The organism is Falsiroseomonas sp., from assembly GCF_041690465.1.
Lineage (GTDB): Bacteria > Pseudomonadota > Alphaproteobacteria > Acetobacterales > Acetobacteraceae > Falsiroseomonas.
In genome coordinates this window covers 54,473-65,660 of record NZ_JAWLHG010000029.1, presented here as the reverse complement: position 1 = coordinate 65,660, position 11,188 = coordinate 54,473, and the positions used below count along the sequence as shown (strand labels likewise).

Genomic DNA, 11,188 nt, shown 5'->3' with positions numbered 1-11,188 from the left:
CTCTGAACCATCAACAGCAGCCAGCATGACAGCCATACCCGCATCGCCTGCGCGCCCTCAGCTTCTCAGCCTTCGGCACGCAACGGAAAGGGGTAAGGCGGCATGACCGAGCTGCGTTCAGCGTCCATCGGCAGCTCTGGCCCGTTGGGTCGCTATCCGCGTATCGCCAAGGCCCACGCCGCGCACCGCGCACCGCCGAACCTCGCCGACTACGACGCGGCGCGGCGTGATTTCAGCTGGGCGACGGCGCGCACGCTGCTCGATGGCCTGCCTGGCGGGCATGGCCTCAACATCGCCCATGAGGCGGTGGACCGCCACGCAGCCGGGCCGCGCGCCGACCGTGCGGCGCTGCGCTGGATCGGCCGCGCCGGGGAGCGGGTCTTTACCTGGCGGCAGCTGCGCGACGCGACCAACCGGGTCGCCAATGCCCTGCGCGGGCTCGGGGTGCAGGACGGCGCGCGGGTCTTCGTGCTCGCCGGGCGGATCCCGGAGCTCTACCTGGCGGTGCTCGGTGCACTGAAGGCGCGCTGCGTGGTCTGCCCGCTGTTCTCGGCCTTCGGGCCGGAGCCGATCGCGACGCGGCTGGAGATCGGCGAGGCCGAGCTGCTGGTCACCACGGAAGCGCTCTATCGCCGCAAGGTGGAGGCGCTGCGCCCGCGCCTTCCCGCATTGCGCCACGTGCTGCTGGTCGGCGAGGGCGATACCGCCACCGCGGTGTCCGGCACGCTGGACTGGAAGGTCACGGTGGAGGCCGCGAGCCCGGACTTCGCCATCCCGCCGACCGATCCCGAGGACATGGCGCTGCTGCATTTCACCAGCGGCACCACCGGGCGGCCCAAGGGCGCGGTGCATGTCCACCGGGCCGTGGTGATGCACCACATGACCGGCCGCTATGCCTTGGACCTGCACCCGGACGACATCTTCTGGTGCACCGCCGATCCCGGCTGGGTCACCGGAACGAGCTACGGGATCATCGCCCCGCTGACCAACGGCGTCACCAACCTTGTGGTCGAGGCGGAGTTCGACGCGCAGGCCTGGTACGACGTGCTGGAACGGGAGCGGGTGAACGTCTGGTACACGGCGCCGACCGCCATCCGCATGATGATGAAACTCGGCACCGAGCCCCTGAAGGGCCGCGACCTCTCGGCGCTGCGCTTCATGGCGAGCGTGGGGGAGCCGCTGAACCCCGAGGCCGTGCTGTGGGGCGTCGAGGCTTTCGGGATGCCGTTCCACGACAATTGGTGGCAGACCGAGACGGGTGGCATCATGATCGCCAACTTCGCAGCGATGGACGTGAAGCCCGGCTCCATGGGCAAGCCGCTGCCGGGCGTGGAGGCGGCGATCCTCCGCCGCGAGGACGACGGCGGCGTCTCGGAGGTGACCGCGCCGATGGTGGAGGGCGAGCTCGCGCTCAAGGCCGGCTGGCCCTCCATGATGCGCGGCTACCTCAAGGAGGAGGCGCGCTATCGCAAGTGCTTCGCAGGCGAGTGGTACCTGACGGGCGATCTCGCGACGCGCGACGAGGAGGGCTACTTCTGGTTCGTCGGCCGCGCCGACGACGTGATCAAGTCCTCGGGCCACCTCATCGGCCCGTTCGAGGTCGAGAGCGCGCTGATGGAGCACCCGGCGGTCGCGGAGGCCGGTGTCATCGGCAAGCCCGATCCGGTGGCCGGCGAGATCGTCAAGGCGTTCGTCGCGCTCCGGCCCGGCCACGAACCCGGCGAGCCGCTCCGGCGCGAGCTGCTGGGCCACGCCCGCAAGCGGCTCGGCGCCGCCGTTGCGCCGAAGGAGATCGACTTCCGCGCCAACCTGCCGAAGACTCGCAGCGGCAAGATCATGCGCCGGCTGCTGAAGGCACGCGAGCTGGGCCTGCCGGAAGGCGACCTGTCCACGCTGGAGAGCGACGAGCGATGACGGCGAAGGTCCACCTCGATCGGGCGCACGGCCTGCACCTGCTGCGGGAGATGCTGCGCATCCGCCGCTTCGAGGAGAAATGCGCCGAGCTCTACCAGGCGCAGAAGATCCGCGGCTTCCTGCATCTCTACGACGGGCAGGAGGCGGTCGCCGTCGGCGTCCTGCAGGCGCTCGGGCCCGAGGATGCGATCGTCGGCACCTATCGCGAGCATGGCCAGGCCATCGCCCGCGGCATCCCGATGGGGCCGCTCATGGCCGAGATGTTCGGCAAGGTCGAAGGATGCTGTCGCGGCCGCGGCGGCTCGATGCACATCTTCGACCGCCAGCGGCGCTTCCTGGGCGGCAACGCCATCGTCGGCGCTGGCCTGCCGCTCGCGCTCGGCCTGGCGCTGGCCGACCGGATGCAGGGGAAGCCGGCCTTGACGGCGTGCTTCTTCGGGGAAGGCGCGGCCGACGAGGGCGAGTTCCACGAGTGCATGAACCTCGCGAGCCTCTGGCGCCTGCCGGTGCTCTTCGTCTGCGAGAACAACCTCTACTCGATGGGCACGCCGGTCGGGATCGCCGAGGCGGAGACCGCCATCTGGCGCAAGGCCGCCGGTTACCGCATGACGGGCGAGGCGGTGGACGGCATGGACCCCGTCGCCGTGGAAGTTGCGGCGCGGCGCGCGACGGAGCGCATCCGCAGCACCGGCGAGCCCTACCTTCTGGAGTGCCGCACCTACCGCTTCCGCGCGCATTCCATGTTCGACGCGCAGCTCTACCGCACGAAGGAGGAGGTGGAGAGCTGGCGCAAGCGGGACCCGATCCTCCGCCTGCGCGACTGGCTGGAGCAGGCCGGCCACCTCCATCCGGCCGACCTCCAGCGGATCGAGGCGGAGGTGACGGCGGAAGTCGCGGAGGCCGTCGCCTTCGCCGAGGCCGGCACGCCGGAGCCGGTGGAGGATCTGGAGCGCTTCGTCACCATGGACGCGGTGCCGTCATGAGCGAGGCGCCGGTTCGCATCACCTACCGGGAGGCATGCCGCCAGGCGATCCGTGCGGCCATCCTCGCTGACCCGCGCGTCTTCCTGATGGGCGAGGATGTCGGCCGCTATGGCGGCTGCTACGCGGTGACCAAGGGGCTGCTCGAGGAGCTGGGCGAGGACCGCATCCGCGACACGCCGCTCTCGGAGAGCGCCTTCGTCGGCGCGGGCATCGGCGCCGCCATGGCGGGGATGCGGCCGATTGTCGAGGTGATGACCTGCAACTTCAGCCTGCTCGCGCTCGACCAGATCCTCAACAACGCCGCGACCATCCCGCACATGTCGGGCGGTCAGTTCGCCGTGCCGCTCGTGCTCCGCATGGCGACCGGCGCCGGGCGCCAGCTTGCGGCACAGCACTCGCACAGCCTGGAAGGCTGGTTCGCGCACATCCCGGGGCTGCGCATCCTCGCACCGGCGACCGTCGAGGACGCGCGCCACATGCTGGCGCCGGCGCTGGCCGATCCGAACCCGGTCCTGATCTTCGAGCACATCATGCTCTACAATATGGAGGGCGAGCTGAACCCCGCCGTGGAAGGCGTGGATATCGCGAAGGCGCGCATCCGCCGGCCCGGGCGCGACGTCACCCTGATCACCTATGGCGGGAGCCTGTTCAAGACGCTGGCCGCGGCGGAGACGCTGGCAGGCGAAGGCATCGAGGCGGAGGTGATCGATCTGCGCGTGCTCCGCCCGCTCGATACCGCCACCATCACCGAGAGCGTCACGCGCACCCGCCGCGTGGTGATCGTGGACGAGGGCTGGCGCTCCGGCTCGCTCTCCGCCGAGGTTGCGATGCGCATCATGGAAGAGGCCTTCTTCGAGCTGGATGCGCCCATCTGCCGCGTCTGCTCGCGGGAGGTGCCGATTTCCTATGCCGCGCATCTCGAGCAGGCGGCGCTGCCGCAGCCGGAGACGATCGCCGCCGCGGCGCGGGGGCTGGTGAGGCCCGGCAGGTGAGCGAGTTCCGCATGCCGTCGCTGGGCGCGGACATGGAGGCCGGCACGCTGGTCGAGTGGAAGGTCGCGCCGGGCGATCGCGTGCGGCGCGGCGACATCGTCGCGGTGGTGGAGACGCAGAAGGGCGCGATCGACATCGAGATCTTCGAGGACGGCGTGGTGCAAGACCTCGTCGTCGCGCCCGGCAGCAGCGTGCCGGTGGGCGCGCTGCTCGCGCGGCTGGAGGGGGAGGCGGGGATGCCGGCCGCGGCACCCGCCCCGGCCGCGCCCATCGTGCCGAAGCCCGTCGCAGCGCCCGCGCCTGTCCCGCCAGCGGCGCTGCCGCCTGCGCCACAGCAGGAGGGGCGTGTCCGCGCGACACCCGTGGCGCGCCGTCGCGCGGCCGCGCTCGGCATCGGGCTGGAGGCTCTGCGCGGCACGGGCGTCGCGGGCGCGATCTGCCTGGCCGACCTGCCGGCCGAGGCGCCGCCTCGCCGCGGCGGTTTCGACCCGGTCGGCATGCGCAAGGCGATCGCCGCCGCGATGGGCCGCTCCAAGCGCGAGATCCCGCATTACTACCTGACGCAGGCCGTGGACCTCGCCCCAGCGCTGGAGCGGCTCGAGCGGATGAATGCCGGGCGGGCGCCACCCGAGCGCCTGCTGCCCGCCGCCATGATGCTGCGCGCGGCGGCACTTGCGGTGGCGGAGGCGCCCGACCTGAACGGGTTCTGGGAGGCGGACGGTTTCCGGCCGGGCGACGGCGTCCATGTCGGCTGGGCGGTCGCATTGCGCGGCGGCGGCCTCGTCGCGCCGGCGATCCGCCATGCGGACCGCATGCCGCTCGATGCGCTGATGGCCGCGATGCGTGATCTGGTGGCGCGTGCGCGCGGCGGCGGGCTGCGTGGCTCCGAACTCACGGATGCGACGATCACCGTCACCAGCCTCGGCGACCGTGGGGCCGAGACCGTGCTGCCGATCATTCATCCGCCGCAGGTCGCGATCCTGGGTTTCGGCCGCGTCGTCGAGCGGCCCTGGGTAGTCGGGGGCGCCGTGGTGCCGCGCCGCGTCGCGACCCTGACGCTCGCGGGCGATCACCGCGCCTCGGACGGCCACCGCGGCGGGCTCCTGCTCGCCCGGATCGAGGCGCTTCTGCAGAAGCCGGAGGAGCTATGACGCGGGACGAGACCTTCGCGCTGGTCGCGGACATCCTCGGCGGCATCGCGCCGGAGGCCGACCTTTCCACCGTGCCCGGCGATGCCGACCTGCGCGAGGCGCTCGACCTCGATTCCATGGACGTTCTCAACTTCGTCGCCGCCCTGCACGAGCGGACCGGGCGGCCGATTCCCGAGGCGGACTACCCGAAGCTCCTGACGCTGGACGGGGTTGCTGAGTACTTCCAGGCGGATGCGCGTTGACGCGGAGCGTGCCATGCCGACACGCCCGAAGGGGATGCCCTCGTGAAGACGGCGAAGCGGAACGGCAGAGGGCCGGCGCCGGAAGGCCGCAACCCGCAATTCGCGATCTGGTATTTCATCGGCGCAGTCGTCCTGGCGGTCCTGGTCCAGGCCGTCTGGGCAGGTGGCCAGCAGGGCGGAACCGTGCCCTGGTCGGAGTTCGAGCGCCTGCTGGCCGAAGGACGGGTGGCCGAGGTCACCGTCTCGCAGGAGTTGCTGCACGCCAGGCTCACCGAGCCGCTGCCGGATGGCCGGCGCGAGCTGGCCACGGTGCGGGTGGACCCCGCACTGTCCGAGCAGTTGCGCGCCCGCGGCGTCACCCTCGTCAGAGGCGACCCGCCCGCGGGGGCGCTGGCCTACCTGCTGGCGTGGCTCTGGCCGCTTCTCCTGCTCGTCGCGTTCTGGACCTTCGCCACGCGATCCATCGCGGATCGGCACGGCCTCGGCGGGCTGATGTCCATCGGCCGCTCGCGCGCCAAGGCCTATGTGGAGACCGACACCAAGGTCACCTTCGCCGACGTCGCCGGCGTTGACGAGGCGAAGGCAGAGCTGCAGGAGGTCGTCTCCTTCCTCAAGGACCCGCAGGCCTATGGCCGCCTGGGCGGCCGCGCACCGAAGGGCGTCCTGCTCGTGGGTCCGCCGGGCACCGGCAAGACGTTGTTGGCTCGCGCCGTGGCCGGGGAGGCGAGCGTGCCGTTCTTCTCGATCTCCGGTTCGGAGTTCGTGGAGATGTTCGTCGGCGTCGGCGCCGCGCGCGTGCGCGACCTCTTCGCGGAAGCCCGCAAGGCAGCGCCCTGCATCATCTTCATCGACGAGCTGGACGCGCTCGGGCGCAGCCGCGCCGCCGGTGGACCCATGGGCGGCGGCTACGACGAGAAGGAGCAGACATTGAACCAGCTCCTCGCCGAGCTCGACGGGTTCGACCCGAGTGTGGGCGTGATCCTGCTGGCGGCGACCAACCGCCCGGAGATCCTGGACCCGGCGCTGCTGCGGGCCGGGCGGTTCGACCGCCAGGTCCTGGTGGACCGCCCCGACAGGCGAGGGCGACGGCAGATCCTGGAAGTGCATGCGCGGCGCATCCGCCTGGCGCCGGAGGCTGACCTCGACACCGTCGCGAGCCTCACCCCGGGCGCGACCGGCGCCGATCTCGCCAACACGCTCAACGAGGCCGCCCTGGCCGCCACGCGCCGCGGCGCCGAGGCGGTGGCGCAGCAGGACCTGCTGGCGGCGGTGGAGCGCGTGCTCACCGGCATCGAGCAGCGCAGCCGCGTGCTGAGCCCGGCCGAGCGCCACCGGGTCGCGGTGCACGAGATGGGCCACGCGCTGGTTGCCGCCGCGCTGCCAGGCGTGGATCCGGTGCTGAAGGTCTCCATCATCCCGCGCGGGGTGGGCGCACTCGGCTTCACCATGCAGCGGCCGACCGGCGACCGCTTCCTGCTTGCGCGGAGCGAGCTCGAGAACCGGATCACGGTGCTGATGGGCGGCCGTGCGGCCGAGGCGCTCATTTTCAATGGCGACATCTCCACCGGCGCCGCGGACGACCTGCAGCGCGCGACCGAGGTCGCGCAGGAAATGGTGACCCGGCACGCAATGGCGGGCGGTGCGCTCGGCAGCCGGGCCTACGCGCCGCCGCGCCACGCCTTTCTCGGCGAGGTCGCGCTGCCGCCGCTGCGCGCCGAGGTCAGCGAGGAGACGACGCGCGAGATCGACCTTGCCGTGCGCGACGTGGTGAACGACGCGGCGCGCCGTGCCGAGGCGATCGTGGAAGCACGACGTGCGGAGCTCGATGAGGGCGTCCGGCAGCTCCTGGAGCGGGAGACGCTGACGGCCGACGATTTCGCCGTGCTGCGCGGCACCGGCCAAGGCTCCGCCCCGGCGGGCGGAGCGCGTGAAGCCCCGGTGCGCCAGGGCGTCGGTCCCGTGGTGCCATGAGCCGGTCGTCCCCCGACGCTGGCGCCACAGGCGACGAAGCCGGCTGGGAGTGAGGTGGTACCTGGATCTCGGACAGGCGGCTAAGCTTGTTCTGCGCGAGAGAAGACAGCCCTGGATGACGGGCAAGCGGACGCGGTAGGCGCTGCGGGTGAGCTGACGGCGGCGCAGCTGGCCGCGAAGCACGGCATCCACCAGACGATGGTCGGCGAACGGAAGCGCCAAGCCACGGAGGGGCTGGCGGCGGTGTTCGCGGCGAAGCCGGCAGCGACGGAGACGGCGCCGGTGCGCCGCTGCCACTCTCGCCGCACGGGCGACCTGCATCTCGCGGCCATCACGGTTGCGTGCGCGGTCCCGTTCCGGCCCCGCGAGGGCGGCTCAGTGCGGCACGGGGCGGGGAGCGCCGGGCTATAAGCCCGGTATGGAGACCCGCACCCTCGGCAAGTACGAGCTGCGCTCCGTGTTGGGCCGCGGCGCGATGGGAACGGTCTACGAAGCCTGGGATCCCGTCATCGCCCGCCGCGTGGCGATCAAGACCGTCCCCCTGCCGGAGGCCGCCGGCGAGGACGTGGCGCAGACGCTTCCGCGCTTCCGGCACGAGGCGCAGGCCGCGGGCCGCCTGATCCATCCCAACGTCGTCGCCGTGTTCGACTATGGCGAGACCGGCGACATCGCCTACATCGTCATGGAATTCGTCGAGGGCCGCTCGCTGAAGTCGCTCCTCGACGCGAGGGAACGCCTGCCCTTGCCCAGGGTGCTCGGCATCATGGAGGACGTTCTCGCCGGCCTTGCGCACAGCCATTCGCATGGCGTCATCCATCGCGACATCAAGCCGTCGAACATCATGCTCACGCCGGAGGGTCGGGCGAAGATCGCCGATTTCGGCATCGCCCGGCTTGAGGACAGCGGGTTGACCCGGGCCGGGACGGTGCTCGGTACCCCGGCCTACATGTCGCCCGAGCAGTTCACCGGCGAGGAGGCGGATGCGCGCAGCGATCTCTACTCGGCTGGCGTCGTCCTCTACCAACTCCTGACCCGCGAGCGCCCCTTTCCGGGCGGCACCAGCGCGGTGCACCACCAGGTGCTGCACGGCACGCCGCCCAGGCCCTCCGCGCTGTCGCCGGCAATTCCACCGAGCCTCGATGCCGTCGTTGCCCGTGCGATGGCCCGACGGCCGGAGGATCGCTACCCGGATGCCGCCTCCTTCGCGCGGGCGCTGCGGGCGGCGATGCCGCAGGCGGCAGAGCGGCCACGCGACCCGGCGAGGCCCATATCGGCTCGGCGCCGGCTCGCGGGCCTGCTCCTCGCCGGCGGGCTGGTCGCGGCGCTGGTCGCCGGCGGTGGTCTGTGGTTCGCGTGGCAGGACGGCATCGGAGGCCGGCGCAGCCCGGAGGAGTTGCGGCGCACCGTGGCGGCGGTGGTCGGGGCGACGCCCTGCGCGCTCGTCTCCGGCGACGCGACCGGGAACGGCACCGCGCTGCTGCTCGATGGTCTGGTCGCGGCGCAGCACGCCGCGCCCCTGCGCGCCGCCCTGGCGCAGGCTGCGCCCGGCGTCGCGCTCACCTGGCGCGTGACCGCCTTCGACGGTCCCCACTGCGAGGCCGTGGAACTGCTGCGCTCCCTCGCCGCGCCGTTCGGCACGCCGGCCGCCGGCCTCGCCGTCGCCACCTCCGATGGCCGCACGCATCTGGAGGAGGGCGATCGCCTGGTGCTGCGCGTCACCGCGCCGGATTTCCGTGCGCGCGTACAGCTCGACTACCTGCAGACCGACGGCACGACCTATCACATGCAGCCTTCCGCCGCGTATCCGGGCGCGGTGCAGGAGCCGGGCTCGCGGCTCGACTGGGGCGAGCCGCGCCCTGGCATCGCGGAACCGCCGACGGTCCAGCCACCCTTCGGGGCGGACATGGTCATGGCGATCGCCGCACCTTCCTGGCTTTTCCACGAACCCCGGCCGGAGATCGAGCCGACCGCCGATTATCTCCGCGAGCTGCGCGCCGCCATCGCGGCGGTGCGCCGGCGCGGTGAGCCGGTTGCTGGCACGGCGCTGATCATTGTCGTCGGCCCGCGCCGTTGAGCGTGCCCGCGCCGCCTCACGCAGCTGTTAGGGGCCATAGGGACCGACCATCAATTGAGTAATTGAATACTTCATACGAACCGCACGAGACTTTCTTCGCCGATCGGAAATCGGGAAAGCGGGGCGAATGCGGCGCGCGAGTTGGCTAGCTTGGGCTCTCGGATGCTCAGCGGCTTTGGCGCAACCCCTTCCTGCGCCGCCGCCGCCGCAGCAGGGCGTGATCGAGCGGGTTGCACCGCGGCCGGTCCCGCGGCTCGGCCCGTCCCTGCAGCCGCCCGAGGCGCCGCGCGCCACCGGCCCGGGCGCGGCCGCCACCGTCCATGTGCTGCGCACCGCCATCCTCGGCAACACGGCCCTGTCCGAGGCCGAGTTGCGCGCGCTCGCGGCCGGGCTGGAAGGCGAGACGGTGCCGCTCGCGCGCATCGAGGATGCGCGGCTGGCCATGCTCGGTGCCTATCGCCGCGCCGGCTACCCCTACGTCGCCGTCACCGCCGGCCTGGTGCCCGTGCCGGGCGGCGTGGAGCTCCGCTTCGCCGCCACCGAGGGCTTCGTGGCCGAGGTGCGGCTGGAGGGCGACATCGGCCCGGCCGGCGCGCAGGCGCTGCGCTTCCTCGAGCGCGTGGTCGGCCAGCGCCCGGTGACCACCGCCGCGCTGGAACGCGCTCTGCTGCTGACCTCGGACATCCCCGGCGTCGCCGTCAGTGGCGTGCTGCGGCCGCTGGCCGGCGAGGCGGGCGCGCTTCAGCTCGTCGTGCAGCTCACCCGCGCGGCCTATAGCGGCTACATCAGCCTCGACAATCGCGGCTACGAGCTGACGGGGCCATGGCAGGGGCTGCTCGTGGCGGGCCTCAATTCCTTCACCGAATTCGGCGAGCGGACCGAGATCGCCTGGTTGCAGGCCGAGAGCAACGAGCAGACCTTCGTCCAGATCTCGGAGGCGTTCTTCCTCGGCGGCTCGGGGCTGCGCTTCCGCGCCTATGTCGGCGGTGGCAACGCGCGGCCAGGCTCCGTTCTCGCCGCCATCGGCTATTCGGGCGACACCTGGGTCGGCGGCGCCGGTCTCGCCTACCCCATCATCCGCAGCCGGCCCCTCAACCTCTCGGTCCTTGGGCAGTTCGACGTCTTCGAGGGGACAGTGGATCTGGGTCTGCCGGACGTGCCGCGGACGCGCGATTCGGTGCGCGCGCTGCGCCTCGGCCTGGACGCCTCGGCGCGCGACACCCTGCTCGCCTTCGCACCGGCGGCGGCCGCCACATCAGGGCTGCTCCGGCTCAGCAACGGCATCAGCGATCTCGGCGCCAGCGACGGATCCGTGGACGACGTCTCGCGCCCCGGCAGCGAGTTCGGCTTCACCAAGATCGCCGGCGAGGTCACCCGTGTGCAGCCATTGTTCGAGCCGACATCGGGCTGGCTGTTCGGTGTCGCCGCCACGCTGGCGGGCCAGTGGTCAGACGACGCGCTGCCGCCCTCAGAGCGATTCTATCTCGGCGGCACGCGGCTCGGCCGCGGCTTCTATGCTGGCCAGGTGACCGGCGACAAGGCGTTCGGCGTCTCGGCGGAGCTGCAGCTCAGCACCGGATTCAATCTGGACCTCGGCGCCGGCGAGACGCGCTTCGCGACGCAGTTCTACCTGTTCCGGGATTTCGGGCGGGCCTGGCAGAACGAGGTGCCCGGCGGCCCTGCCGAGCTGCCGGACAGCCGTCTCTCTTCCTGGGGCGGCGGCGCGCGCTTCGTGATCAACGAATGGCTGCAGTTCGACATCGAGGTCGCACACCGCGTCACGCGCCAGCCACAGGGCGCGGGCGTGGAGAAGCTGGATGCCAATGCCGTGTTCGGCCGCGCGCTGGTGCAGTTCTGACCG

At 72.0% G+C, this 11,188-nt stretch carries 8 protein-coding genes and 1 pseudogene; all 9 read left to right on the top strand.

The genetic code is table 11. From position 1 onward, the window contains the following. The first annotated feature begins 144 nt into the window (after positions 1–144). Entirely contained in the window at positions 145–1,914 is a 1,770-nt protein-coding gene (gene acsA, locus ACESM1_RS22070; RefSeq protein WP_372623369.1) for an acetate--CoA ligase, read from the top strand. Next, positions 1,911–2,897 (top strand): pyruvate dehydrogenase (acetyl-transferring) E1 component subunit alpha, encoded by a 987-nt coding sequence (gene pdhA / locus ACESM1_RS22065; RefSeq protein WP_372623368.1) that lies wholly within the window; start codon positions 1,911–1,913, stop codon positions 2,895–2,897. The genes acsA and pdhA overlap by 4 nt, the downstream gene beginning before the upstream one ends. Beyond that, entirely contained in the window at positions 2,894–3,889 is a 996-nt protein-coding gene (locus ACESM1_RS22060; protein ID WP_372623367.1) for an alpha-ketoacid dehydrogenase subunit beta, read from the top strand. Before pdhA ends, ACESM1_RS22060 begins: the two co-directional genes overlap by 4 nt. Next, positions 3,886–5,040: a dihydrolipoamide acetyltransferase family protein gene (locus ACESM1_RS22055; protein ID WP_372623366.1), complete on the top strand. Its 1,155-nt coding sequence runs from the start codon at positions 3,886–3,888 to the stop codon at positions 5,038–5,040. The genes ACESM1_RS22060 and ACESM1_RS22055 overlap by 4 nt, the downstream gene beginning before the upstream one ends. Then, complete coding sequence (locus ACESM1_RS22050; RefSeq protein ID WP_372623365.1) at positions 5,037–5,282, top strand: acyl carrier protein; 246 nt, start codon at positions 5,037–5,039, stop codon at positions 5,280–5,282. The genes ACESM1_RS22055 and ACESM1_RS22050 overlap by 4 nt, the downstream gene beginning before the upstream one ends. Before the next feature lie 42 nt (positions 5,283–5,324). Then, positions 5,325–7,253 (top strand): ATP-dependent zinc metalloprotease FtsH, encoded by a 1,929-nt coding sequence (gene ftsH / locus ACESM1_RS22045; protein WP_372623364.1) that lies wholly within the window; start codon positions 5,325–5,327, stop codon positions 7,251–7,253. 147 nt (positions 7,254–7,400) lie between these two features. Continuing rightward, a pseudogene (locus tag ACESM1_RS22040) lies at positions 7,401–7,538 on the top strand (IS3 family transposase); the annotation flags it as partial. Positions 7,539–7,671: 133 nt separating this feature from the next. Next, complete coding sequence (locus ACESM1_RS22035) at positions 7,672–9,327, top strand: serine/threonine-protein kinase (RefSeq protein ID WP_372623363.1); 1,656 nt, start codon at positions 7,672–7,674, stop codon at positions 9,325–9,327. Between the two features lie 175 nt (positions 9,328–9,502). Next, entirely contained in the window at positions 9,503–11,185 is a 1,683-nt protein-coding gene (locus tag ACESM1_RS22030) for a ShlB/FhaC/HecB family hemolysin secretion/activation protein (RefSeq protein ID WP_372623362.1), read from the top strand. Positions 11,186–11,188 lie beyond the last annotated feature (3 nt).